Here is a 22,562-nt window from a genome sequence, read left to right on the forward strand (position 1 = left end):
GTGGAGGGCGGGGGCGCGGGCTGCTGCTGCGCCGCGACCGGTCCGGTGGCGAAGACCAGGGCGGTCGAGACGGCGACGAGGGAACGAAGGCGGATCACGGGGGCGCTCCGGTCGGGTCCCGGCGGATCGTCGCGTGGGCTCCCGCCGGCTAACCTAATGGCGATCCGGCCCGCCCGCGAGGGCATGGGTCACGAGAGTCGCGGGTGCGGCGCATCTGCCACGCCGCGCGCGCCCCTCGCGTCGGGCAGAGCGTTTTGCCATATAGCTGGCCGATCCCCTCAAACCCTCTGGCCGCATGAGCGCACTCGCCCATAGACGCTTCCTGAAGATGCACGGCGCCGGCAACGCGATCGTGGTGCTGGACCTGCGCGGCTCGGCGACCCAGGTCCGCCCGGAGGAGGCCCGGGCGATCGCGCAGGATCCCGGCTCGCGCTTCGACCAGCTGATGGTCCTGCACGATCCCGTGAGCGCCGGCACCGACGCGTTCATGCGGATCTACAACACCGACGGCTCGGAATCCGGCGCCTGCGGCAACGGCACCCGCTGCGTCGCCTACGCGATGCTCGACGACCCGGCCATGGCCCGCCCCGCCGAGGGCGGCCGCCTGGTCCTGGAGACCGCGGCCGGGCGCGTCGGCGTGCGCCGGATCTCGGAGCGCGCCTTCACGGTGGACATGGGCAGGCCCAAGCTCGCCTGGGACGAGATTCCGCTTTCCGAGCCGTTCCCCGACACGCGGCGGATCGAATTGCAGATCGGCCCGATCGACGATCCGATCCTGCATTCGCCGGGGGTCGTGAACATGGGCAACCCGCACGCGGTGTTCTTCGTCGACCGGGATCCGGCCGCCTACGACCTCGCCCGGATCGGACCGATGCTGGAGAACCACCCGCTGTTTCCGGAGCGCGCCAACATCTCGGTGGCGCAGGTGACCGAGCGCGAGGCGATCACCCTGCGGGTCTGGGAGCGCGGCGCCGGGCTGACGCTGGCCTGCGGCACCGCCGCCTGCGCCACCGTGGTGGCGGCCTCGCGCCTGCGCATGATCGGCCGGCAAGCCAATGTCCGTCTCCCCGGGGGCGAGCTGTTCGTGGAATGGCGCGCCGACGACCATGTCCTGATGACCGGCCCGGTCGCGCTCGTCGCCGAGGGCAATCTGGCGCCGGAGCTGTTTTTCGGCACCGCTTGATGACCGTCGAGACCCTCACCTTTGGCTGCCGGCTCAACACGGTGGAGTCGGAGGCCCTGCGCGTCCACGCGGCGGCGGACGGGCGCGACCGGGTGGTGGTCAACACCTGCGCGGTCACCCAGGAAGCCGGCCGGCAGGCCCGCAAGGCGATCCGCCGGATCGCCCGCGAGCGGCCCGGGACCGAGATCGTGGTCACCGGCTGCGGCGCCGAGGTCGAGACCGAAGCTTACGCGGCGATGCCCGAGGTGTCGCGCCTCGTCGGCAACGCCGAGAAGCTGAGTCCCGCCGGCTGGTCGCCCACCGGCACCGGCCCCGGTGCCGTGATGGCAGCCCGCACGATCGCGCCGACGCGGATCGACTCCGTCACCGGCCACACGCGGGCGTTCGTGCCGGTGCAGAACGGCTGCGACCACCGCTGCACCTTCTGCATCATCCCGTTCGGCCGGGGCGCCTCGCGCTCGGTGCCGGTGCCCGACGTGGTCGCGCAGGTCCAGACGATCGTGGCCCATGGCGGCCGCGAAGTCGTGCTCACCGGCGTCGACCTCACCGCCTATGGCCGCGACCTGCCCGGACCGTCGGTCTCCCTCGGGACGCTGGCGCGAGCGATCCTGCGGGCGGTGCCGGACTTGGCGCGCCTGCGTATCTCCTCGATCGACTCCGTGGAGGTGGACGACGCGCTGCTGGCGGTGCTCGCCGAGGAGGAGCGGCTGATGCCGCACCTGCACCTCTCGCTACAGGCCGGCGACGACCTGATCCTCAAGCGGATGAAGCGCCGGCACAGCCGCGCCGACGCCATCCGCTTCTGCGAGACCGTCCGCGACCTGCGTCCCGACGTGGTGTTCGGCGCCGACCTGATCGCCGGTTTCCCCACCGAGACAGAGGATCAGTTCACCCGCTCGCTGGACCTCGTGATGGAATGCGGGCTGACGCACCTGCACGTCTTCCCGTACTCGCCCCGCCCGGGCACGCCCGCCGCCCGCATGCCCCCGGTGGCGGCCGACGTGATCCGCGACCGGGCCGCCCGCCTGCGCGAAGCCGGCGCCCACGCGCTGCGCCGGCATCTCGACGGGCAGGTCGGACGCGCGCTGACGGTGCTAGCCGAGCGCGGCGGGACGGGCCGCAGCGCGGATTTCACGGTCGTGTGGTTGGGTGGGGAGTTCGAGGCGGGGACGTTTCACACGGTCTCGATCGCGGGACATGACGGAGCGCGGCTGATCGCTGCCTGAAGCGTCAAAACCGCTCTTCCCAGCCGCAATGATGGATCGCGCTTGGCCGAAAACGATCGGCTGCCTTACGTGCCCATTCCCGCCACGGCGTCCGCGATATGCCTCGGCGGCGGCGCCTCGACGGTGATCGCCTCCCGCTTCGGATAGAGCGGGATCGTGAGCGTCCGCGCGTGCAGGTACAGGCTGCCGCCGCGCGGGCCGATGCCGTAGATCGAGTCGCCCAAAATCGGCCAGCCTGAGGCGGCGCAATGGACCCGGAGCTGGTGCGTGCGGCCGGTGACCGGCTTCAGCTCCAGCCAGGTCCGGCCGCCGGCCCGGCCGAGCACCCGCCAGTGGGTGAGGGCCGGGTCGCCCGCCGGGTCGGCCTTCATCCACCAGGAGCGCGGATCGTCGGAGCGGCGCGCCAGCGGCAGGTCGATCCGGCCGGAATCCGTGTCAGGGCCGCCCTCCACCACCGCCCAGTAGGTCTTGTCCACGGCGCTGCCGGAGAACAGCTTTCCGAGCCGGGCCAGCGCCTTGGCGTGTCGGCCGAGCGCCAGGCAGCCGGAGGTGTCGCGGTCCAGCCGGTGGGCCGCCTCGGGGCGGCGCGGCAGGCCGAAGCGGAGGCCGTCGAGATGGTCGGTCAGGGTCTCGCCGCCGCGCGGACCGGGATGGACCGGAAGGCCCGGCGGCTTGTCGATGACGAGCAGCAGGGCATCCCGGTAGAGGAGGCGGGCACCTATATCGAAGGTGAAGGACATCCGGTCGGGCCAGGGCGCGCGCCGCCGGAGCGGCGGCCGGTCCGGTGCAGGCGGGCGCAGCGAACCGAGGACTTGAAACGAAGGGCTTGGAGTCGTTGCCGTTTGCAACGCGGTCGACATCGGCTCTAGGGGTTCGGCATCGGGTCGGCAAGCTGGGGCGAGGACGAGGTTTCATGGCGAGCGAGGATAAGCCCGGCTGGTTCGGGCGCCTGTTCGGGCGCAAGGGCCAGGGCTCTGGCGACGGCACGGCCGAGGACATTGCGGAGACGGAGCTGCCCGCGGATGCCCCGGCCTCGCCCGCCGAGGGTCAGCCCGACTATGCGAGCGGGGCCGAGGACGTCGCGCACATCCCGCTGCCGCCCGAGGAGACGGACGCGCCCGTCGCAGACGTGGTCGAAGGGGCGGATCTGCTGCCGATCGAGGGGGAGCCCGAGCGGCCGCCCGCCGGCACGGCCGGCGACGATCCCGCGCACGGCGCCGCCCCGGTCGATACCGGAGACGTGAACCGGGACCCGGTGGTCGAGCCGGCGCCCGACATCCAGCCGGTCGATGCCGCCGCCGCGCTCGCCCACGATGCCGGCGCGGGACCCGACCGGGAGCCCGAGGCCAAGGGCTGGTGGACCCGGCTCACCTCCGGAATGAAGCGGACCTCGTCGGCCCTGACCGACCGGGTCACCGGCCTGTTCACCAAGCGCAAGCTCGACGCCAACACCTTGGAGGATCTGGAGGACGCCCTGATCCAGGCCGATTTCGGCCTGGAGACCGCGACGCGGATCTCGGACGCGGTCGGCAAGGGCCGCTACGAGAAGGGCATCTCGCCCGACGAGGTCCGGGCGATCCTGGCCACCGAGGTCGAACGGGCGCTGGAGCCCGTGGCGGTGCCGCTGTCGATCGACGCGACGAAGAAGCCGTTCGTGATCCTCACCGTCGGCGTCAACGGCGCCGGCAAGACGACAACGCTGGGTAAGCTCGCCTCGAAGCTGCGCGCGGAGGGCCGGACCGTGATGCTGGCGGCCGGCGACACGTTCCGGGCGGCGGCGGTGGAGCAGCTCAAGGTCTGGGGGGCGCGCACCGGCACCCCGGTGGTGAGCGGCGGTGAGGGTGCCGACGCGGCCGGCCTCGCCTTCGATGCGCTGAAGCAGGCAACCGCCGCCGGGACCGACGTGCTGCTGATCGACACCGCCGGCCGGCTCCAGAACAAGGCCGGGCTGATGGCCGAGCTGGAGAAGATCGTGCGCGTGCTGCGCAAGCAGGACCCGGAGGCGCCGCACGCCACGATCCTCGTCCTGGACGCTACCGTCGGCCAGAACGCGATCTCGCAGGTGGAGTTGTTCTCCCAGGCGGCGCCGGTTTCGGGCCTGGTCATGACCAAGCTCGACGGCACGGCGCGCGGCGGCATCCTGGTCGCGCTGGCGGCCAAGTTCGGCATGCCCGTGCACTTCATCGGCGTCGGCGAGGGCGTGGAGGATCTGGAGCCGTTCGCGGCCCGGGATTTCGCCCGTGCGATCGCCGGATTGGAGAAGGATTAGAGCGCGCGCCGCCGAAGGGGATACCGGCTCCGCGTCAGCGAGCGCGTTGTATCAAGGATTGAGAGCCGTTCGAGATTGCAACGTGATCGGGAACGGCTCCAGGCGGCGATACGTAGGACATCAGTCCTGGCTACGTCGTCGCCCTTGAACAGGACCGGCGCATTCAGGGTCCGGGCCTGGGCGTAGGCGAAGCAATCGCCGAAGTTGAGCCCGGCCGGATGCCGGCCTTTGACGTAGGGCGCGAAGGCGTCGGCCGCGACCTGCGAGGGCGTGGTCGACGGGAATGACTTTGCTCGGCTCGCGCAACAGCCAGTCGTCGAGTTCGACCCGACCGACCACCCAGCCCGACATCACGATCGCACGTTCGAGATAAGACGCTGCCGCCAGGGAGCGGTAGCGGTAGTTGCGAATCGCTACGCTGAAGCGGCTCGCATCCGGCTCTTGGTCGAGGATCGCGATGAAGTACGGAGCTGTCGACGACAACGGCGGTTAAACCGGCAAACCGTTCTCGTCGTACGCCAGGATCTCGTCGATCGGTCGGGAAGCAATGAGCGGGCTCGCGTAGGTTCGCTCGTGCAGCAACCGTCCAGACGCAATGGCGTCGGCGCAGTCGGTCTCCCGATCCTCGGCCACCCGCGCGCGCTCCCGCCGGAGCAGCTCCAAGAGCAAATCCGGCGCTGCGCGATGGGTCGTTGCCGCGAGGTCGGCGAGGAGCGCCGCGACTTCGGCGTTGTCGATCGTGATGGACATCGCAAGCCCCCCGTTCCACACAGCCCCGAATCCGCCAGCCCGGCTTCCAGCCTAGTGCGGGTGCCGCATCCGAGCCAACTGACGCGCATGCAGATCGAATCCGTTCCTCCCCGTCGCCACCTGCCGCCGCTCGTGAAGCTGGCGCTGGAGCTTGGACCGCTCGTCATTTTCTTCCTGGGCAATGCTTATTCGGAAAGACTCGGCGTCGCGCCGGACCAGAAGCTGTTCGTGGCCACCGGGGTGTTCATCGCGGCGACCGTGGTGGCGCTGGCGGTTCATTTCGCGCTGGTGCGGCGGCTGCCGATCATGCCGCTCGTGTCCGGCGTGGTCGTGGTGGTGTTCGGCGGTCTGACGCTGGCGCTGCAGGACAAGACCTTCATCATGGTCAAGCCGACCATCGTGAACGCGCTGTTCGGCACCGTGCTGCTCGGCGGGCTCGCCTTTGGGCGCTCGCTGCTTTCGGTGGTGCTCGATTCGATGTTCAGCCTCACCGAGGAGGGCTGGCGCAAGCTCACCTTCCGCTGGGGTCTCTTCTTCTTCATCCTGGCCGCGCTCAACGAGATCGTGTGGCGCACCCAGACCGAGGATTTCTGGGTCAACTTCAAGGTGTTCGGCATCATGCCGATCACCGTGCTGTTCGCCCTGGCACAGACGCCGCTGCTCACCCGCCACGAGCGCAAGGAGCCGAAGCCGGGCGCGCAGGGTTCTTGAGGGCATCTCATCGTGTTCCGAGAGGCGGCGGCTACCTTCCGGGATGGAGACGTCAGCGCGCCTCCGCGACCTTCCCGGCCGCCCGGATCCGCGCCAGCACGCTGGCGTAGTTCTCCGGCGTGAGGATGCCGACGAGCTTGTCGCGGATCACCCCGTCGGGCCCGACCACGAAGGTCTCGGGTACGCCGTAGACGCCGAAATCGATCGCCGCGCGCCCGTCGGCGTCGGCGCCGACCGCGCGGAACGGCACCCCGTGCCGGGCCAGGAAGCGCTGGCCGGCGGCGGGAGTCGGCTCCTTGTAGTCGATGCCGACCAGCTGGATCCCGGGCTCCCGGGCGAGCCGCATCAGCATCGGGTGCTCGACCTGGCAGGGTGCGCACCACGAGGCGAACACGTTGATCACCGTCACCTGGCCCTTCAGGTCGGCGCTGGAGAGGCCCGGCACCGGGGCGTCGCCGGCTTTCAGGCCCGGCACCGCCGGCAGGCTGAAGCTCGGCACCGGCTTGCCGATCATCGCGGAGGGGAGGGCGGCTGGGTCGGCGCCCGAGCGCAGGCGCAGGAACAGCACCGCCGCCAGCGCGGCAAACGCCAGGACCGGCAGGACCAGCAGCAGCGAGCGGCGGACAGGGGGCGGCCGATCCAGGGGTTCGTCGACGCTCACCGCCGCTCCTCCCCGAAGCCCTTCAGGGCGCGCAGCTGCGCCCGCCGGTCGCGCAGGGCGTTGCCGATCAGCCCGGCCATGACCAGGGCCGTGAAGGCGTAGGCGGCGACGATGAAGCCGCCGTGAGACCCGAGATCCATCGATAAGGTCCTAGACCGGCTGCCCGACCGGCATCCCGGCGGGCTTCGGCGTGAGGCGCGGCTGCGCACGGTCCAGGCGCTCGGCCTCGCGGATCGTCAGCGTCCGCACCCGGCGGCGCATGATCTCGGTGCGCATCGCGTAGAGGTGGAGGGTGATCCCGCCCAAAGTCGCGGCGCCGATCATGATCAGCAGCGGGTAGAGCATCGACGGGTCGATGGATGAGCCGCCCATGCGCAGGATCGAGGCCGGCTGGTGCAGGGTCGACCACCAGTTCACCGAGAACTTGATGATCGGCAGGTTCACCGCGCCGACGAGGGTCATGATCGCCACCGCGCGGGCGGCCCGGTTCGGCTCCTCGAGGGTGCGCCACAGGGCGATGATGCCGCAATAGATCAGCAGCAGGACCAGCATCGAGGTCAGCCGCGCGTCCCAGACCCAGTAGGTCCCCCACATCGGCTTGCCCCAGAGCGAGCCGGTGACCAGGCAGATCAGCGTGAACGCCGCCCCGATTGGCGCAGCGGCGCGCTGCGCCACGTCGGCCAGCGGATGGCGCCAGACCAGGGTCCCGATCGCCGACACGCTCATGGCGCCGTAGAAGAACACCCCGAGCCAGGCCGCCGGGACGTGGATGTACATGATCCGCACGGTTTCGCCCTGTTGATAGTCCGGCGGCACGGCGAAGAACGTCAGGTACAGGCCGACCGCCAGCACGCCGAGCGACAGGGCGGTGAGCCACGGCACCAGCGCGCCCGACCACCGCATGAAGTGGCTCGGGTTCGACAGGCGGGTCCAGAGGGAGGGCGTCATGGCGTCTGTCTCGGACATCGTTCCGGCGGTCTAGCCCAGGGTGCGGTGCAGCAACAATGCGGCCTTTGTCCGTCGATACTGCATCGGCGTGCAGGCCATGTGCCGCCGGAAGGCGGTGCGGAACGCCGTCTCCGACTCGTAGCCGACGGAATACGCGATCGCGGCGACGCAATCGCCGGAGCGTCGCAGCCGGTCGGCAGCGCACTGCATCCGCCAGCCGGCGAGGTAAGCAAGCGGCGTCCGGCCGACCACGGCGCGGAACGTGTCCGCGAAGGTCGTGCGCGACATGCCTGCGCACGCCGCGAGGTCCGCCAGGGTCCAGCGCCGCGCCGGCTCCGCGTGCAGGGCCGTCAGCGCCCGCGCCAGCCGCGGATCGGCCAGCGCCCCGAGCCAGCCGGTCTGCCGCCCCGACGCGAGCCAGAGCCGCAGCACCTGGAGCAGCATGATCTGCGCGAGGTGGTCGGCCATCAGGGCGCCGCCAGGCGCGCCCTGGCGCAGTTCCGCGGCCAGCTGGTCCAGCGCCCAGCGCAGGATCGCGGCTTGGTTCGAGGCATCCCGGACCGGCACGATCGCCGGCAGCGCGTCGAGCAGCAGCCCGGCCGCGTCGCCTGCGAAGAAGAACCGCCCGCCGACCAGGAAGAAGTCGCCGCCTCCGTTGCAGGTCGCGACCGCGTCGGCCGCGTGGTCGTAGATCGCGGCGGACTCGATCGCCGGGAGGGCCAGGTCGGTCGCGAGGTGGAACGGGCGGCCCCGGGTCAGCAGGAAGCAGTCGCCGGCTGCCATCCGGATGGGCTCGGGCTCGCCTTCGACCGCAACCCAGCAGGCGCCTCGCATCACGGCGTTGAACTTGATCCCGTCATGGGCGGGAAAGCGGATCGCCCAGGCGCCGCCGGCATCAAGGCCCGCACTGAGGGCGCTTCGGGGCCTGAGCAACGCGAGAACGTCGGAGAGCGGATCCATGGCGCGAACCGGACGCCCGCACAGGATTCGCGGACGCCCCAGCATGGAGCGTCCGGCTTTCCGGGTCGATGGTCCGCGCACCGGCAGCATCGCCGGGGCGACCCGGAGCAAGACCATGATCGATCACCAGACGCCGCTCGGATCCGGGTTCGGCGCCCGCAGCACCGCTTCCGATGTCCTGGCCGGGCGCGACCTGACGGGGCGTTTTGCCGTCGTCACCGGGGGGCATTCGGGCCTGGGTCTCGAGACCACCCGCGCGCTCGCGGCCGCGGGCGCCGAAGTCCTCGTCGCCGCCCGCGATCCGGTTGCCGCCCGGATCGCGACGCAGGACATGCCCCGGACGACGGTCGACGCCCTCGACCTGTCGGACCTCGGTAGCGTCCGGCGTTTTGCCGAGGGCGTCCTGCAGGCTGGCCGGCCGATCGACGGGCTCATCAACAATGCCGGCCTGATGGCCTGCCCGGAGACCCGGGTCGGGCCGGGCTGGGAGGCGCAGTTCGCCACCAACCATCTCGGCCCCTTCGCCCTCACCAACCGCCTCCTGCCGCTGCTCGCGGGAGGCGCCCGGGTGATCGCGGTGTCCTCGGCCGGGCATCACCTCTTGCCGATCCGCTGGGACGACGTGATGTTCGCCGGCGGCTACGACAAATGGCACGCCTACGGTCAGTCGAAGACCGCCAACGCGTTGTTCGCCGCCCATCTCGACCGGTTGGGGCAGGACCGGGGCATCCGCGCCTTCTCGCTGCACCCGGGAAAAATCTTCACCCCGCTCCAGCGCCACCTGACGCAGGACGAGATGATCGCGGAAGGCTGGCTCGACGCGCAGGGCACGCCCGCGGACCCGACCTTCAAGACGCCGGCCCAGGGCGCCGCCACCCAGGTCTGGGCGGCGACCTCGCCGCTGCTCGACGGACTCGGCGGCCTCTATTGCGAGGATTGCGACGTGGCCGTTAGGGCCGAAGCGGCAGCTGTGCCGTTCGTGGGCGTCAAGGCGTATGCGGTGGATCCTGACGAGGCCGCGCGGTTGTGGGCGTTGTCCGTCGCCCTGACCGAGACCGCGGTCATCTGAGTGGTACGGTCGTCCCACCGTCCGCTCGCGCGTCATCGCGGGTTCCGGGGTGACCACGCCACGGTTTGGAAAGCGCTCACCGCACGACCACCGGCATGCGATCCGCTTGACCGTGCCGAGGTCCGAAACGGCGCTCGCCTCTCGGTCTCCGAACTCACAAACGCTGACGGACGGTGGCGGCGAGGAAGACAGCTGGCGAGCCGACGATGGCCATCCACCGGACTCCCAAACGGGTTCAAGCTTGCACGAAGCCGCAGTATAAATTACGGTCAGCATGAATAGGCGGTCGCGTTGATCGGCTTTGGCGCTGGCACGGCACGTGTCCGCATGCCGGGCGGTCGGCCACTCCAAGAGGTCCATCGATGGCCGAAGAAACGCCTGGGCCGCTGACCGCCTTCGGTCTGGTCTTCCATGCCGGAGGTCGGCACTCCGGGTCCGAGGACCGCACCCGCGACGCGGCAGGCTACCTCGTCGCGACCGCGCGCACGACCGGCCTTCCGTTCGATCGGTCCGGTGCCGGGATGCCACCCGCCGCCGGTCAAGCGACCGCGCCGTTCTCGACGGCGATCCGCCGGCCGGTGGCGGATCGGCCATCGTGCCCGCGCTGAAATCCGTGAGGCCGTGAGGGTTCTGCCATGGACATCCGAACGCGTCGCCTGCTCGAAGCGCCGCTCGTGCCGACCCTGGCTCGGATGGCCGGGCCGAACGTCGTGGTGATGGTCGTCCAGACCTCCATCGGCCTGATCGAGACCTACTTCGTCGCGAAGCTCGGCACCGACGCCCTAGCCGGCATGGCCCTCGTCTTCCCGGTCGTCATGCTCGTCCAGATGCTGTCGGCCGGCGGCATGGGCGGCGGCATCCAGTCGGCGGTCTCGCGTACCCTGGGCGCCGGCCGGAAGGCGGAGGCCAGCCTCGTCGCTTGGCACGCTGTCGCCATCGGCCTCGGACTTGGTCTCGTGACCAGTCTGCTCGCGCTGCCGCTGGGACCGCGCCTCTACGCCGCGATGGGCGGCACGGGGGAATCGCTCCAGGCTGCGACGGCCTACGCGAACGTCGTGCTCGGCGGAGCGGTCCTGATCTGGCTTTTCAACGCGCTCGCGGCCGTGATCCGCGGTACCGGCAACATGGCCCTCCCGGCCGGCGTCACCTGCGCCGGCGCCATCGTGCTGATCCCTCTCTCGCCGGCGCTGATCTTCGGCTGGGGGCCGTTCCCGAAGCTCGGGGTCGTGGGCGGCGGAGTCGCTTTCGCGGCCTACTACGCCGCCGGCACCGCCGTCTTCGCCGCCTCGATTTGGTCTGGCCGCGGCGTCCTGCACCCGAGCCGGCGCCTCCCGAGGCTTACCTGGGCGCCGTCCCGCGAGATCCTGCGCGTCGGCCTGCTCTCCGGCATCGCCAGTATCACGTCGAACGTCACGGTCATCGCCGCGACGGGCTTCGTGGGGACGGCGGGGCCGGCCGCGGTTGCCGGGTATGGAACCGGCGCCCGGCTGGAATACCTGCTGGTCCCCCTCGTATTCGGGCTCGGTTCGCCCATTGCCGCCATCGTCGGCACCGCCCTCGGCGCCGGACTGCAGGCCCGCGCCCGTCAGGCTGCGCTCACCGGCGCCATCGTGGCCGGTCTTCTGACGGAGGCCATCGGCGTTGCGGCCGCCCTGTATCCTGAAGCTTGGCTCGGTCTGTTCGGGGGTGATCCGGCCATGTTGGCTACGGGCTCCTCCTATCTCCGCATCGTCGGACCGTTCTACGGGTTCTTCGGGGCCGGCCTTGCTCTCTACTTCGCGGCCCAAGGTGCAGGCCGTGTCGGCTGGCCGCTCACGGCCAGCGTCTTCCGGATGGGGGTGGCGCTGGGGGGGGCCTGGATCGCGGCTATCCTCGGGCTCGGCCCCGCGTGGATGTTTGTTGCCCTCGCGGCTGGGCTCTTCACCATGGGCATCGTCAACGCGGCTGCTTTTGCCACGGGCAAGATGTTCGTGGCCCAGCCCGCGCCGGAACCGGCTGTCCCGCCCCAAGTCCTCACGACGGCCGTTGAGTGACCTCGAAAGGCGTAGAGCCGCCGAACCTGCCGCTCGATGGATGGCCATCAGGGGCCGGCATCGCCCCGCCAATACGGCGTGGCTGAGCGGATTTCCGCCTGTCTGCTTTTGGATGAAAGAGGCGTCGAAGTGGATATCACCGGGGCGCTCCCTCCTCGCCCCTTGCAAGCGGCCGTGAGAGTCAAGCAATGCGACCCGATCGCTACACTTACCGTCTTGGATCGATGACTACCCTGTAGTTGCTGCCCGATCCCCATACGTCTACCGGTAGGTTGCCGTCCCGAGCCCGGCCACGCGCGACTGGTGCGACATCGAAGCCCTGTGCAACGTTTGTCGAATGGCCGGTCAGGTCGACCCGCCTGACCGACGATGCGCCGTTGTCGATGACGAAGGCGGCGTCAGGCCCCTGGGGCACAAGGCTCGGCTGTCGAACGCGCCGCGAACACTTCTTTGGCTGAGAATAATCCGTTTAATGCTGCTGGAAAGCCTGCATAAACGGCCATCTGCATGATAACTTCAGTGACCTCTTCACACGAGAGGCCGACGTTCAGGCCTGCCTCTATGTGGACCTTAAGTTGTGGTGCTGCATTGCCCATCGCCGTTAGTGCCGCGATAGTGGCTATCTCGCGGGAACGCCGTTCTAGGCCGGGGCGGCTGTAAATATCGCCGAAAGGGAACTCGATAAGGTAGGTCGCAAAGTCAGGGGCGATCTCCGCGAGCGAGGCGACGACCTTCTCTCCTGCTTGGCCGTCGATCTCAGCGAGTGCTCGCTGCCCGCGCTCTAGCCGGCTTTCGTCGCCGTTGCGGTGTTGTCGTGTCATACGCCTGCGTCCTCCCGTCAGAGCCGGCGTAGCCGGCGATCTTGGTGTCGAGGACGAGAAGGCAGGCTTGCAGATCGGCCACATGCGCGCGGACGCACTCGCGGTGCTCCCACAGCAAATCACAGCGCTCAGCCTCAGTGATGACGCCACGCTCGCGCAATGCTGCGTATCGCAGCATGTCCCGGATCGGCATACCGGTCGTCTTGAGACGATCTAAGAATGCGATCCACGCTAGGATAGACGCGTCGTAATCACGCTGGTTTGACTGATCTCGGTCAGCATAGGGGAGTAGCCCGATCCGCTCATAGTAACGAATCGTATGGGCAGACAATCCCGAACGCCTCGCGAGTTCTCCGATCTTCACGAATATCTTCTCATCACGACGCTAAGAATGCTGCGGGTTTGAGCGCACTCTAAGTCAAGAAAAAAATCTGGTCGGGCTACGACAGTCTGGTCCTCACCCCGAACTCGAGTTGCCGGGCGGCCAGAAGATGGCCGCTGACCAGAAGGGCCGGCAGCCATCCAAAGGCCGGCACGGGTCGAAAGCATTGGTCCCATGCATGATCGGATCAGATCCGGGCCCGTACTTGCTAGGCTGGTCTTGCGATGATGGCGAGGATCATCGCGAACCCGAACGTTCTCCCGCCTAACCCCGCATCCTGACGCGGGCGCTCCGAGATGAGGCGGTTGGATTGGCACAGGGTGATGGAGCCCGGACCCGTCGCCATCCTGAGCCGCGAAACGAAATCCGAAACGCCCGCGCCATCACCGCCTCCGCGGCAAACCGAGCCCCTGGATGCGTCCTGCGACGCCCCCGCACGCACTGACGCAGCCCCGTCTGATTTCCGCGGACAGCAGACCCCGACCCTTGCGCACGCCGCCGCGATCCCGCATATACGATGAAACAAAACAGGAACAAAAGAGCGTCGCCGTAGAAAGCTGTGGATGACGCGGTTGCCTCTCACCGGAACGAGCCCCGCATGCGAACCGCCGACAAGCAGATCGCCGACATCCTGGTGCGTTACGGGGAGCCCTTCGGGGGCAACGTCTGGCGCGTGCAGGGCACGGCGGTCATCTACCACAAGACGTTGGAGCGGATCGCCGCCCAGGCCGGGATCGTGTTCGAGCCGCCGACGATCATCCGCGCCGAGCGCGACGAGGCCGTGCTGCTGGTCACCGGGCGCCTGCCCGGTGCCAAATCCGGTGCGAAGCCAGCCGCCGACCGGGTCGAGTGGTCGATGGGCGAGGCGCTGGTCAACGTGAACTACCGCGTCTCGGGCAAGCAGGCGGCCTACGTCTACGCCATGGCGGAGAAGCGCGGGAAGGACCGCGTCATCCTCAAGCTGATCGAACTGCACGGCCTGGTCTACTCGGAGGAGGAGGCCGACGAGTTCCGCGCCCACCTGCCCACGGTCCGGGCCGTGGACGAGGATTTCGAGGAGGCCCAGCCCTTCGACGAGGTCACCGAGGCCGAGGGCGACCTCAAGCGCCGCATCGACGGTGCCGAGACGATCAACGACGTGACCGACCTGATGCTCGACGGGGCCACCCAAGCGATCCTGGCGGCGATGCCGCCCGGCACCCGCGACGAGGTCCGCGACTACGCCAAGGCGCGCCTCGTGGCGCTCGGCTGGCCCAAGCGCACCGGCCGCCGCAGCGCCGCCTGAAGTTTCGAACGCTCAAACCCGCAGGAGACCGCCATGCATCTCACGACGCGCCGCCGTACCCTGAAGGCCCGCCGGGACCATCATCGGGGCTGGAGCATCGAGACCCTGTCGTACAGCCCGACCCGGATCGTGCGCCTGGGCGACGAGAAAGTCGCGATCCTGTTCCCGCCGGTCGAGCCCGGGGCTGAGTGGCAGCTCTACCCGCATCCCGACACGTTCCCGGGGCTCAACTTCGACGGGCTGCCCGAGCCGCTGCGCCCAGAGTTTCTGGGATTCTCGGATCTGCCGGCCGTCGAGCGGTTTCTCGGCATCGACGACGCGGTGCCGACGGCCCTCGCGGCCTGACCGGACGGCCCTTCACGCCCGAGGCCAGGGCGCGCCCCGGTGGAGCGCCTCGGCCTCGGGCGTGAAGCCTTGGGGGCCGTGCAGCACCAGCGGCGGCAGCAGGCTCGGAGCCGCGCGGCTGCCCCGGATGCCGGCGATCAGCACCCGGATCGCCGGCGCCTCGGCCCGGGCGTGGACCGGGCGGATCGCGATCCCGCCGTAGCGGCCCTTCATGGCGTCGAGGCAGGCCGGCAGGGCGTCTGCCCGGTGGATCAGCCCGAGCCGGCCCCCCGGTCGCAGGACCGCCGTGCAGGCGCGGATCCAGAGGTCCAGGCCGCTCTCGGGAAACGTGTGTGCCGTCGCCTTGCCGGGATGCGGGGAGGGGCGGTGGCGGCCCGTGGTGAAGAACGGCGGGTTGGTCAGGACGAGGTCGACGCTGTCGGGCTCCAGCCCGGCGGCGCGGCGCTCGGCCGCCGGCGCCAGAACGTCGGCCTCGATCACCGAAGCCGCGATGCCGTTGAGGACGGCGTTGGCCCGGGCCAGCCCGGCCAGTTCGGGGTCGCGCTCCACCAGGGTCGGGCAGGTTCCGGGATGAAGCGCCGCGCAGGCCAGACCCACCGCGCCGGTCCCGGCGCCGACATCGCACAACCGCTCCCCCGGCGCCGGGACCAGCAGCCGGGCGAGCAGCACCGCATCGGTCCCGGCCCGGTGCGCTCCGCGGGGCGGCTGGTGCAGGCGCAAAATCCCGCCCAGGAAGGCATCGGGCTCCGGGCTCACGGGTCACGCAACTCGTGCGCGAGCCCGGCATCCTTGAGCAACCGGCGGGCCTGGGGCGCCCAATCGCCCGGAACCATCAGGCGCTGACCGAACGCCCCGATCGAGCCTTCCATCACGCTCATATGGGTGTCGGCCACCAGGACCGGGATCTCGGCCGCCTCGAGCACCGTGCGGGCAAAGCCGATCAGCACGGGATCATTCGCGGAAATCAGCACGATCATCGCAATTCTTCGAAGGATGCCGGTCGTCCGGCGCATTCGTCGCGTTCGCTGCGCATTCCCTTCGCACCATATCCTCTCTGCGCCGATGTTGCGGCGCCGCGAGGCGCGTGCGAAGGGATCGCCCGCCCCCTGCGGGGGAACCGGACTGGAGGTCGCGGATCTTGGGTATGGCCCTCTCCATCGAGAATCCGAAGCCCGAGACCGAGGCGGGGTTGAACGACCTCGTCGCGCTGGTGGCGGACGGCATGGCGCGGGTCAACACCACGATCCTGTCGCGCACCGGATCCGACGTGGCGATGATCCCGGAGGTGGCCAACCACCTGATCGCCAGCGGCGGCAAGCGGCTGCGCCCGATCCTGACGCTCGCCTGCGCGCAGCTCTGCGGTTACGCCGACCCGTCGGACGGCGACGTGAAGCTCGCCGCCAGCGTCGAGTTCATGCACACCGCGACCCTGCTGCACGACGACGTGGTCGATGAGAGCGACATGCGGCGCGGCCGCGTCGCCGCCCGGATCAAGTGGGGCAACGAGGCCTCGGTGCTGGTCGGCGACTTCCTGCTCGGCCAGGCCTTCCGGATGATGGTCGAGGTCGGCTCCCTGCGGGCGCTCGATATCCTGTCCGCCGCCGCCACGGTGATCGCCGAGGGCGAGGTGATGCAGCTCACCAACGCCAAGAACCTCGATACCGACGAAGCCGCCTACCTGGCGGTGATCCGCGGCAAGACCGCCGAGCTGTTCGCCGCCGCCTGCGAGGTTGGGCCGGTGCTCGCCGGCCGGCCGGAGGCCGAGCAGGTCGCCGCCCGCGCCTACGGGATGAACCTCGGCATCGCCTTCCAGCTGATCGACGACGTGCTCGATTACGGCGGCACCTCGGCTGCCCTCGGCAAGAATGTCGGCGACGATTTTCGCGAGGGCAAGATCACCCTGCCGATCGTGCTGGCCCACCGCCGGGCCAGCGAGGGCGAGCGCGGCTTCTGGCGGCGGACCCTGCAGCAGGGTGAGATCGGCGAGGACGACCTCGGCACCGCCCTCGACCTGCTGCAGCGGCACGGCGCCCTGGAGGAGACGGTGGCCCGCGCCCACGAGTATGGCGCCCAGGCCCGCGCCGCCCTCGACGTCTTCCCGGACGGTCCGGTCAAGGCCGCGCTCAACGGGGCCGTGGATTTCTGCGTGGCCCGGGCGCGCTGAAGAGCGCTCCTTTCGATCTGCGTGCCCCGGGGCTTTCGCCTACTATCGAGCAGGACGCCGACCATGACGCTGGCGTGCGTCTTTACTGGGCTCTGCACGAAATGAGCTTGGACGTCGTTCCGGTGAGCGAGAGGCGCCAAGCGGTTTGCATCCGTGTCGGAGATCTGCGCGCCGAGGGCCATTCGCGCCACGCGGAGGCAAAGATCGGGACCGGCCGCGTTGCCGGCCAGTTAGCCGTGCTCGCCTAATGAGAGCGTCATCCTAAAAGCCTGCACGTTGTGCCAGTTCCGATATGGAGCACGAGGCACCAGCCGCGGGACGCGTCATGGGTCGAGAGGCACCAATCGCCGCCATCGTGCCAGCAGCTTGCATCGGGCGGCGCGTCGAAGTGGATTGAACGAACCGCCGCGAGGGGACCCTGGGCGAAAGCATTGGACAAGCCTACTTCGCCCGCCTCCGGCATGCCCTTGAGGGGAATGAAGCTCGCCATGGAGACTAAACGGGCCGGCCAAGCTGCCTCACCCGTGGCCCGGCGCAGCAAAAGCATGCCGCCCCGGCGGTTTGCGGCCTGGAGCGGGAACAGAAGTCGGCCCGCCGGCCGCAGCGCGTCGAGCCAGGCACGGGCCGGGCGCGGCGCCCCGGCATTGAGGCCGTCCGGCCCCACGAGATGGGCGAGGAGCGCCGTATAATACCCACTGCCGGTCCCGACCCGGACCACGGTCTCCCCGGGCCGGGGCGCGAGCGCATCGAGGCAGAGGGCGTGCAGGCTAGGCTGGCCGATATTGATGCCGCGTGCTGCGTCGAGGGCGACCAGCACGTCCTGATACAGGAAGGCGGGGTCGTCGTCCGGGGTGGTCATGTAGAGTGGGCCGCGATCCTGTGATCGCCAGACATGCGCGGTGAGGATCGACTAGGGCCCCGGGCCGGCGAACGGCTCCCGGGGAACTGCCGCGAAGGCCGCCGTGACGCGCCGGTCGGCCGCATTCGGATTGGCTACCAGCGACGCGTAGAACCCGCGAAGCTTGGCGCTGAGCACCGCCGAACTGTAAGGATCCGGCATCTCCGTTCCCCCCGCGGAAACAGACCATCCAGTCCCCTATGCGTCAGGTCGCCGCGGGGGCGAGTGCGCCCGAGAGCGCCGGCGCTAGGCCGCGTAGCTCATCGAGATGCGCAGCGGTCAGATCGCGCAGCAGGTTTTCGGCCCGGGGCGTGAGCGCCAGCTCGCTCCGGCGTCGATCCTCGGCGGCGCGTCCCTTCGTGAGCAGGCCGCCATCGACCATCCGGGCGACGAGTTCGGCCGCCGTATGCGGAGCGATCAGGAGCTGCTCGGCCAGCAATCCGACGGTCGGTGGCGCGCGCCCGACATGCCCAGCCAGGGCCAGAAGTGCCTGATGCTGCTGGGGCGGGATGCCGGCCCGGCCTGCCGCCGCCTCGCTGAAGGCCAGGAAGCGCCGCAGCCGGTACCGGAACTCCGCCAGCGCGGCGTACTGTTCCTGAGACAGCGGCGCGGTCTGAGGATCCTCGGACGCCACGATGATCTCCCTGGTGCCGGGCTCAGGTCTTCGGCAGCACACCGTCCGGATCCATACGGGTTCCGCCGGCTCGCTGCACCCCGCTCCGAACGCGACGCGGTTGAATATATCGTATCACGATGTAATTAGGCCTCGTAGGACGGAGGGCTGTATGGACGGCGGACAGGATATCGCGCGCGGCTCCGAAAGGCCGCTGCGTCGGACGCTTGGCGATTTCAGCACGGATCGGCGCGTGCTGGCACTGGCCGGGCTCGCGGTGATCACTGGGACGGCCGCCACCGCAACCGCCTGGATCCTGCTCACGCTAATCGGTCTGGTGACCAATCTCGCCTGGTACGGCCGGTTCGACACCGCCCTGACGTCACTCGCCAGCGCGACGCCTAGCCCTTGGATGATCGCGATTCCCGTAATCGGTGCCCTGATCGTGGGCGCGATGGCACGTTACGGCTCTGAGAAGATCCGCGGCCATGGCATCCCGGAGGCCATGGAGGCGATCCTGATCGGCGGCAGCCGGATGTCGCCCAAGGTAGCCGTGCTGAAGCCGCTCTCCTCGGCGGTGGCGATCGGCACCGGCGGGCCGTTCGGTGCGGAAGGGCCGATCATCGTCACGGGCGGTGCGGTGGGCTCGCTGTTCGCGCAGTTCTTCCATCTGAGCGCGGCCGAGCGGAAGACCCTGCTGGTGGCCGGCGCCGCGGCCGGCATGACCGCGATCTTCGGCACGCCCGTGGCGGCCGTGCTGCTCGCCGTCGAGGTGCTGCTGTTCGAGTGGCGCCCGCGCAGCCTCGTTCCGGTCACGGTCGGTGCGGTGACGGCGGCATGCTGGCGGCCCGCCCTGTTCGAGGCCGGCCCGCTCTTCCCCTTCACCGACAATCCGGCGCTGCCGTGGTGGGGATTGCCGGCCTGTGCGGCACTCGGGCTAGCCTGCGGGCTGATCTCCGGTGTGCTTACGCGCGCGCTCTACGCCCTTGAGGACGGGTTCGGCCGGCTGCCGATCCACTGGATGTGGTGGCCCGCTTTTGGTGCCCTCGCGGTCGGCCTCGGCGGCCTGGTGGAGCCCCGGGCGCTCGGTGTCGGCTACGACGTGATCCGCGATCTGCTGTCCGGGCACATGTTGGCCGCAGCCGTGCTGACGATCCTCGTCGTGAAAGCGGTGATCTGGCTCGTGGCGCTGTCGTCGGGCACGTCCGGGGGCGTGCTCGCGCCGCTGCTGATCCTGGGTGGCGCGATCGGCTGGCTGATCGGCCTCGTCCTCCCCGGCGCGCATGGGTTCTGGGCGTTGCTCGGCATGGCGGCGATGCTCGGTGGGACCCTGCCGGCGCCGCTGACCGGAGTGGTGTTCGCCGTCGAGGTGACCGGCGACGTCGCCGCCCTGGCGCCCCTGCTGGCCGCCACAATGGCGGCCTACGCGGTGACCGTGCTGCTGCTCAAGCGGTCGATCCTCACCGAGAAGATCGCCCGGCGCGGACAGCACGTGACCCGGGAATACGGCATCGATCCCTACGACCTGGCCCGGGTCGAGGCCGTGATGACCCGTGAGGTCGCCACCCTCGCGGGGGATCTCCCGGTGGCCGAGGCCGTGGCGGCGATCACCGCCGGTCCCCACCACGCCTATCCGGTGCTCGACGCCACCCGCCGGCCCGTGGGCTTGGTCACGCGCGACGACGCGCTCCGCTGGACGATCGAGACGCGGGCGGACGACGCGGCCGACGAGACCCTCGCCGAACGCGTCTCGGATGCCGGCTTAGCATTGGTCCATCCGGGCGATGTGGTCTCGCACGCCCTCGACGTGATGCTGTCGGCCGGCCAAGGCCGCCTGCCGGTCACCGATTCGCAGAGCGGTGCGCTGGTTGGGCTCCTCACCCGCAAGGACCTGTTGCAGGTGCGCGCCTCGACGGTCCGCGCTGAGGCCGAGCGCCGGGCGTATTTCCGCCGGAACCGCATCCGCATGGGGGCAAGCGGGGGCTGAGGGCAGGTGCGACGCGCCGTTCAGCGCAGGAAGGTCGGCGCCACCCACCAATCCGCATGTGCGGCCCGCAGGGCGGCGGCGGCCCGCACCGCCGCGCGGCGGTCGGTGAACAGCGCGAACACCGTCGCACCGGAACCGGACATCCGTGCCAGGCGGTATCCCTCCCGTTCACGCAGGGCCGCCAGGGCCTCGCCGATCACCGGGGCAACGGTGAGCGCCGGCGCCTCCAGGTCGTTCCGGGCCGGGGTGAGCGCTGCCAGGAGGGCGTCCGCGCCGAGCCCCCCGGCGATGCCAGGATGGGCCGCGCCGTCGAGCGTCTGCCCGACAGCGAGGCCCAAGGCCTTGAACACCGGAGCGGTCGGAACCGGCACGCCGGGATTGAGCAGCACGGCCGGCAGCGGCGCGAGCCCCAGCACCGGGCCGATCTCCTCCCCGGCGCCACGCATCATGCGGGCTCGCGGGTCGAGGCAGACCGGCACGTCGGCCCCGGTCCCGCGTGCGGCGGCGATCACGGCCGCGTGATCGAGCGGCAGGTCGTTGAGACGCGCCAGCAACCGCAGGGCCGCGGCGGCATCCGACGAACCGCCGCCGATGCCGGCCGCGACCGGCAGGCGCTTGACCAGATGGAACGACCCCATTCGCAGGTTCGGCACCCGTGCCGCCAGCCCGCGAGCGGCGCGCAGGACGAGGTTGTCGTCCGTCGGACCGGCCGGACCGGCGGTCGGACCGCTGACGGTGAGGCCGAGCGCGGTGTCGGGGTCGAGGGTGAGGCGGTCGGCGGTTCCCGCGAAGGCCACCAGGCTCTCCAACTCGTGGTAGCCGTCTCCGGCCCGGCGCCCGAGTACGTGGAGCGTCAGATTGACTTTGGCGGGGGCGCGGTCGGCGAGCACGGGCACGGGATCTCGAACGGGTCGGGCAAGAACGGGGTTGACGCTCTACAGCCTCGTGGGCGCGAACAACAGCTCACCCAAAGTCCCCGTGCGGCCGGTATGGCAAGGGATCGCCCACACGGATCGCGCTCAGATCCTCGGCGAGTTCCACCAGCCCGTCGCTGGCCGACAGGCCGGACAGGGCGCCCCCCGCACACGGAACCGCCTCCGCGACGCCGTCCGCTCCGATGCGGACGTGGACGCGCAGGTACTCGCGCCGGCCCGGGCGTTTCTCCTGGGCGAAGCCGCTGCGCACCGTCAGCGTCGGCGCTTCGTCGCGTGCGCCCGACAGGTGCAGGACGAGCGGGCGGAGGACGACCAGGGCGGTCACGTAGGCCGCGGCCGGGTTGCCGGGGAGCCCCGCGAAGGGCGTGCCCGCGACGGTGCCCAGGGCCACGGGCCGACCGGGCTTGATGGCTAGCCGCCAAAAGGTCAGCGCACCGGACGCCTCAACGGCGGCTCGGACGTGATCCTCCTCGCCGACCGAGACGCCCCCGGTGGTGAGGATCAGGTCGTGGTCGGCGGCCGCGGCTTCGAGGCGCTGCCGCAACGGGCCGGGCGCGTCGCGCAGGATGCCGAGATCGGCGGGCTCGGCACCGAGCCTGCGCAGCAGGGCGGCGAGCATAGGCCGGTTGGCATCGTGGATGCCGGCGGCCGGGAGGGGTCGGCCGGGCGGTGTCAGTTCGTCACCGGTCGAGAACAACGCCACCCGGAGCGGCACGCGCAGGCGCAGGGCAGGCAGGCCGAGCGCGGCGGCCAGCGCGAGGTGGCGCGGTCCCAGTCGGGTGCCGGCCGGAATCGCGAGGCTGCCGTGCGCGATATCCTCTCCCGCCCGGCGACGATTGGACCCCGAGGCGAGGCCCGCCGGCAGGATCACGGCGTCGCCGTCGATCCGCACATTCTCCTGCATCGCCACCGCGTCGGTCCCCGGCGGCATCGGCGCTCCGGTGAAGATCCGCACCGCGAAGCCCGGCCCGGGATCCACCGGCGCGTGCCCGGCCGGGACACGGCCGCCCAGGGGCAGGGGTGTCTCGCCCGCAGTCGCGACGTCCCCGGCACGCACGGCGTAGCCGTCGACGGCCGCGTTATCGAACGGCGGCAGATCGATCGGAGCGATCAAATCCTCGGCGAGGACGCGCCCGTCGGACCGGTCGACGGGGAGCGATTCGACGCCCGACAGGATCGGCAGGCGCGCGCGCAGCAGCGTCACCGCGTCGGCGACCCGCATGGGCGCGGGGGCAGCGTCGAAGCAGTCGCGACTCAGGCGTCCCATCGTGACGCGATGTCGGTCGTTGGCAGGAAGCGGGTCGGCACGGGTGCCTCGCGGG

At 70.4% G+C, this 22,562-nt stretch carries 25 protein-coding genes; 11 read left to right on the plus strand and 14 right to left on the minus strand.

The features are described 5' to 3' along the window. Nucleotides 1-295 precede the first annotated feature (295 nt). The gene (gene dapF / locus FV242_RS03185; RefSeq protein WP_147937919.1) at nt 296-1,183 is read left to right on the plus strand and encodes a diaminopimelate epimerase; all 888 of its coding nucleotides are present in this window, start codon (nt 296-298) and stop codon (nt 1,181-1,183) included. Next, entirely contained in the window at nt 1,183-2,409 is a 1,227-nt protein-coding gene (gene mtaB / locus FV242_RS03190) for a tRNA (N(6)-L-threonylcarbamoyladenosine(37)-C(2))-methylthiotransferase MtaB (RefSeq protein ID WP_147937920.1), read from the plus strand. The genes dapF and mtaB overlap by 1 nt, the downstream gene beginning before the upstream one ends. 65 nt (nt 2,410-2,474) lie before the next feature. Here the strand turns inward: mtaB and FV242_RS03195 are convergent, their stop codons facing one another. Then, the gene (locus FV242_RS03195; RefSeq protein ID WP_147907189.1) at nt 2,475-3,149 is read right to left on the minus strand and encodes an RluA family pseudouridine synthase; all 675 of its coding nucleotides are present in this window, start codon (nt 3,147-3,149) and stop codon (nt 2,475-2,477) included. A gap of 173 nt (nt 3,150-3,322) precedes the next feature. On the opposite strand from FV242_RS03195, the gene ftsY reads away from it, so the two are divergent. Next, on the plus strand, nt 3,323-4,678 hold the full coding sequence (gene ftsY, locus FV242_RS03200) for a signal recognition particle-docking protein FtsY (RefSeq protein ID WP_147937921.1): 1,356 nt from the start codon (nt 3,323-3,325) through the stop codon (nt 4,676-4,678). A gap of 837 nt (nt 4,679-5,515) precedes the next feature. Then, complete coding sequence (locus FV242_RS03210) at nt 5,516-6,139, plus strand: septation protein A (RefSeq protein ID WP_147938024.1); 624 nt, start codon at nt 5,516-5,518, stop codon at nt 6,137-6,139. A gap of 52 nt (nt 6,140-6,191) precedes the next feature. On the opposite strand, the gene FV242_RS03215 is transcribed toward FV242_RS03210, so the two are convergent. Genes FV242_RS03215 through FV242_RS03230 form a run of 4 tightly spaced genes read right to left on the minus strand, consistent with a single transcriptional unit; the run spans nt 6,192 to nt 8,708 of the window. Continuing rightward, nucleotides 6,192-6,800, minus strand: a complete 609-nt coding sequence (locus tag FV242_RS03215) for a DsbE family thiol:disulfide interchange protein (protein WP_147937922.1) — start codon at nt 6,798-6,800, stop codon at nt 6,192-6,194. Continuing rightward, on the minus strand, nt 6,797-6,940 hold the full coding sequence (gene ccmD / locus FV242_RS03220; RefSeq protein WP_147907194.1) for a heme exporter protein CcmD: 144 nt from the start codon (nt 6,938-6,940) through the stop codon (nt 6,797-6,799). The genes FV242_RS03215 and ccmD overlap by 4 nt, the downstream gene beginning before the upstream one ends. Nucleotides 6,941-6,950: 10 nt before the next feature. Continuing rightward, nucleotides 6,951-7,748, minus strand: a complete 798-nt coding sequence (locus FV242_RS03225) for a heme ABC transporter permease (protein ID WP_147907195.1) — start codon at nt 7,746-7,748, stop codon at nt 6,951-6,953. Between the two features lie 30 nt (nt 7,749-7,778). Further along, nucleotides 7,779-8,708, minus strand: coding sequence for an AraC family transcriptional regulator (locus FV242_RS03230; RefSeq protein ID WP_147937923.1), 930 nt, complete (start codon nt 8,706-8,708; stop codon nt 7,779-7,781). Between the two features lie 115 nt (nt 8,709-8,823). Here FV242_RS03230 and FV242_RS03235 point away from each other — a divergent pair, with 115 nt between their 5' ends. The 3 genes from FV242_RS03235 to FV242_RS03245 all read left to right on the plus strand — a co-directional run bounded on the left by FV242_RS03235 (nt 8,824) and on the right by FV242_RS03245 (nt 11,810). Then, nucleotides 8,824-9,777 carry an SDR family NAD(P)-dependent oxidoreductase gene (locus FV242_RS03235; RefSeq protein ID WP_147938025.1) on the plus strand — a complete coding sequence of 318 codons (954 nt, stop codon included), beginning with the start codon at nt 8,824-8,826 and terminating at the stop codon, nt 9,775-9,777. Nucleotides 9,778-10,139: 362 nt separating this feature from the next. Beyond that, nucleotides 10,140-10,385 (plus strand): hypothetical protein, encoded by a 246-nt coding sequence (locus FV242_RS03240; RefSeq protein ID WP_147937924.1) that lies wholly within the window; start codon nt 10,140-10,142, stop codon nt 10,383-10,385. A gap of 27 nt (nt 10,386-10,412) precedes the next feature. Further along, the gene (locus tag FV242_RS03245; protein WP_147937925.1) at nt 10,413-11,810 is read left to right on the plus strand and encodes an MATE family efflux transporter; all 1,398 of its coding nucleotides are present in this window, start codon (nt 10,413-10,415) and stop codon (nt 11,808-11,810) included. A 398-nt stretch (nt 11,811-12,208) separates the two neighbouring features. Here the strand turns inward: FV242_RS03245 and FV242_RS03250 are convergent, their stop codons facing one another. Continuing rightward, a complete protein-coding gene (locus tag FV242_RS03250) occupies nt 12,209-12,631 on the minus strand; it encodes a carboxymuconolactone decarboxylase family protein (protein WP_147937926.1) in 423 nt (140 codons plus the stop codon). Beyond that, nucleotides 12,567-12,995, minus strand: a complete 429-nt coding sequence (locus tag FV242_RS03255) for a MerR family transcriptional regulator (RefSeq protein WP_147907200.1) — start codon at nt 12,993-12,995, stop codon at nt 12,567-12,569. The genes FV242_RS03250 and FV242_RS03255 overlap by 65 nt, the downstream gene beginning before the upstream one ends. A 616-nt stretch (nt 12,996-13,611) precedes the next feature. Between FV242_RS03255 and FV242_RS03260 the strand changes: the two genes are divergently transcribed. Continuing rightward, complete coding sequence (locus FV242_RS03260) at nt 13,612-14,298, plus strand: trna delta -isopentenylpyrophosphate transferase (RefSeq protein ID WP_147907201.1); 687 nt, start codon at nt 13,612-13,614, stop codon at nt 14,296-14,298. Nucleotides 14,299-14,331: 33 nt separating this feature from the next. Further along, nucleotides 14,332-14,643 (plus strand): hypothetical protein, encoded by a 312-nt coding sequence (locus FV242_RS03265; RefSeq protein WP_147937927.1) that lies wholly within the window; start codon nt 14,332-14,334, stop codon nt 14,641-14,643. A gap of 12 nt (nt 14,644-14,655) precedes the next feature. Here the strand turns inward: FV242_RS03265 and FV242_RS03270 are convergent, their stop codons facing one another. Both FV242_RS03270 and FV242_RS03275 read right to left on the minus strand, forming a co-directional pair. Then, nucleotides 14,656-15,399 (minus strand): tRNA1(Val) (adenine(37)-N6)-methyltransferase, encoded by a 744-nt coding sequence (locus tag FV242_RS03270; protein WP_147937928.1) that lies wholly within the window; start codon nt 15,397-15,399, stop codon nt 14,656-14,658. Continuing rightward, entirely contained in the window at nt 15,396-15,620 is a 225-nt protein-coding gene (locus FV242_RS03275) for a DUF2007 domain-containing protein (RefSeq protein WP_147907204.1), read from the minus strand. The genes FV242_RS03270 and FV242_RS03275 overlap by 4 nt, the downstream gene beginning before the upstream one ends. 167 nt (nt 15,621-15,787) lie before the next feature. On the opposite strand from FV242_RS03275, the gene FV242_RS03280 reads away from it, so the two are divergent. Next, entirely contained in the window at nt 15,788-16,807 is a 1,020-nt protein-coding gene (locus FV242_RS03280; RefSeq protein ID WP_147937929.1) for a polyprenyl synthetase family protein, read from the plus strand. A 256-nt stretch (nt 16,808-17,063) separates the two neighbouring features. Here the strand turns inward: FV242_RS03280 and FV242_RS03285 are convergent, their stop codons facing one another. Genes FV242_RS03285 through FV242_RS03290 form a run of 3 tightly spaced genes read right to left on the minus strand, consistent with a single transcriptional unit; the run spans nt 17,064 to nt 18,339 of the window. Further along, nucleotides 17,064-17,666: a protein-L-isoaspartate O-methyltransferase gene (locus FV242_RS03285; RefSeq protein WP_306440286.1), complete on the minus strand. Its 603-nt coding sequence runs from the start codon at nt 17,664-17,666 to the stop codon at nt 17,064-17,066. Nucleotides 17,667-17,717: 51 nt separating this feature from the next. Continuing rightward, complete coding sequence (locus FV242_RS36255) at nt 17,718-17,867, minus strand: hypothetical protein (RefSeq protein ID WP_306440287.1); 150 nt, start codon at nt 17,865-17,867, stop codon at nt 17,718-17,720. Nucleotides 17,868-17,910: 43 nt separating this feature from the next. Beyond that, entirely contained in the window at nt 17,911-18,339 is a 429-nt protein-coding gene (locus FV242_RS03290; RefSeq protein WP_147907207.1) for a MarR family winged helix-turn-helix transcriptional regulator, read from the minus strand. A 151-nt stretch (nt 18,340-18,490) separates the two neighbouring features. Between FV242_RS03290 and FV242_RS03295 the strand changes: the two genes are divergently transcribed. Next, the gene (locus FV242_RS03295) at nt 18,491-20,305 is read left to right on the plus strand and encodes a chloride channel protein (protein WP_147937930.1); all 1,815 of its coding nucleotides are present in this window, start codon (nt 18,491-18,493) and stop codon (nt 20,303-20,305) included. A gap of 20 nt (nt 20,306-20,325) precedes the next feature. Here FV242_RS03295 and FV242_RS03300 read toward each other — a convergent pair whose 3' ends face one another. Both FV242_RS03300 and glp read right to left on the minus strand, forming a co-directional pair. Beyond that, nucleotides 20,326-21,201 (minus strand): 4-(cytidine 5'-diphospho)-2-C-methyl-D-erythritol kinase, encoded by an 876-nt coding sequence (locus tag FV242_RS03300; protein ID WP_147937931.1) that lies wholly within the window; start codon nt 21,199-21,201, stop codon nt 20,326-20,328. Nucleotides 21,202-21,268: 67 nt separating this feature from the next. Then, the gene (gene glp / locus FV242_RS03305) at nt 21,269-22,507 is read right to left on the minus strand and encodes a gephyrin-like molybdotransferase Glp (protein ID WP_147937932.1); all 1,239 of its coding nucleotides are present in this window, start codon (nt 22,505-22,507) and stop codon (nt 21,269-21,271) included. Nucleotides 22,508-22,562 lie beyond the last annotated feature (55 nt).

Origin of the sequence: Methylobacterium sp. WL64 (assembly GCF_008039945.1) — a bacterium.
Taxonomy (GTDB): Bacteria; Pseudomonadota; Alphaproteobacteria; order Rhizobiales; family Beijerinckiaceae; genus Methylobacterium.

Excerpts from the sequence above, each read along its gene's own strand:
- FV242_RS03225 (WP_147907195.1), bottom strand. The coding sequence starts at position 7,748 with ATGACGCCCTCCCTCTGGACCCGCCTGTCGAACCCGAGCCACTTCATG.
- FV242_RS03260 (WP_147907201.1), top strand. The coding sequence starts at position 13,612 with ATGCGAACCGCCGACAAGCAGATCGCCGACATCCTGGTGCGTTACGGG.
- FV242_RS03240 (WP_147937924.1), top strand. The coding sequence starts at position 10,140 with ATGGCCGAAGAAACGCCTGGGCCGCTGACCGCCTTCGGTCTGGTCTTC.
- FV242_RS03265 (WP_147937927.1), top strand. The coding sequence starts at position 14,332 with ATGCATCTCACGACGCGCCGCCGTACCCTGAAGGCCCGCCGGGACCAT.
- FV242_RS03295 (WP_147937930.1), top strand. The coding sequence starts at position 18,491 with ATGGACGGCGGACAGGATATCGCGCGCGGCTCCGAAAGGCCGCTGCGT.
- FV242_RS36255 (WP_306440287.1), bottom strand. The coding sequence starts at position 17,867 with ATGCCGGATCCTTACAGTTCGGCGGTGCTCAGCGCCAAGCTTCGCGGG.
- ccmD (WP_147907194.1), bottom strand. The coding sequence starts at position 6,940 with ATGGATCTCGGGTCTCACGGCGGCTTCATCGTCGCCGCCTACGCCTTC.
- FV242_RS03230 (WP_147937923.1), bottom strand. The coding sequence starts at position 8,708 with ATGGATCCGCTCTCCGACGTTCTCGCGTTGCTCAGGCCCCGAAGCGCC.
- FV242_RS03250 (WP_147937926.1), bottom strand. The coding sequence starts at position 12,631 with ATGACACGACAACACCGCAACGGCGACGAAAGCCGGCTAGAGCGCGGG.
- FV242_RS03275 (WP_147907204.1), bottom strand. The coding sequence starts at position 15,620 with ATGATCGTGCTGATTTCCGCGAATGATCCCGTGCTGATCGGCTTTGCC.
- dapF (WP_147937919.1), top strand. The coding sequence starts at position 296 with ATGAGCGCACTCGCCCATAGACGCTTCCTGAAGATGCACGGCGCCGGC.
- FV242_RS03195 (WP_147907189.1), bottom strand. The coding sequence starts at position 3,149 with ATGTCCTTCACCTTCGATATAGGTGCCCGCCTCCTCTACCGGGATGCC.
- FV242_RS03280 (WP_147937929.1), top strand. The coding sequence starts at position 15,788 with ATGGCCCTCTCCATCGAGAATCCGAAGCCCGAGACCGAGGCGGGGTTG.
- mtaB (WP_147937920.1), top strand. The coding sequence starts at position 1,183 with ATGACCGTCGAGACCCTCACCTTTGGCTGCCGGCTCAACACGGTGGAG.
- FV242_RS03210 (WP_147938024.1), top strand. The coding sequence starts at position 5,516 with ATGCAGATCGAATCCGTTCCTCCCCGTCGCCACCTGCCGCCGCTCGTG.
- FV242_RS03235 (WP_147938025.1), top strand. The coding sequence starts at position 8,824 with ATGATCGATCACCAGACGCCGCTCGGATCCGGGTTCGGCGCCCGCAGC.
- glp (WP_147937932.1), bottom strand. The coding sequence starts at position 22,507 with ATGGGACGCCTGAGTCGCGACTGCTTCGACGCTGCCCCCGCGCCCATG.
- FV242_RS03245 (WP_147937925.1), top strand. The coding sequence starts at position 10,413 with ATGGACATCCGAACGCGTCGCCTGCTCGAAGCGCCGCTCGTGCCGACC.
- FV242_RS03285 (WP_306440286.1), bottom strand. The coding sequence starts at position 17,666 with ATGACCACCCCGGACGACGACCCCGCCTTCCTGTATCAGGACGTGCTG.
- ftsY (WP_147937921.1), top strand. The coding sequence starts at position 3,323 with ATGGCGAGCGAGGATAAGCCCGGCTGGTTCGGGCGCCTGTTCGGGCGC.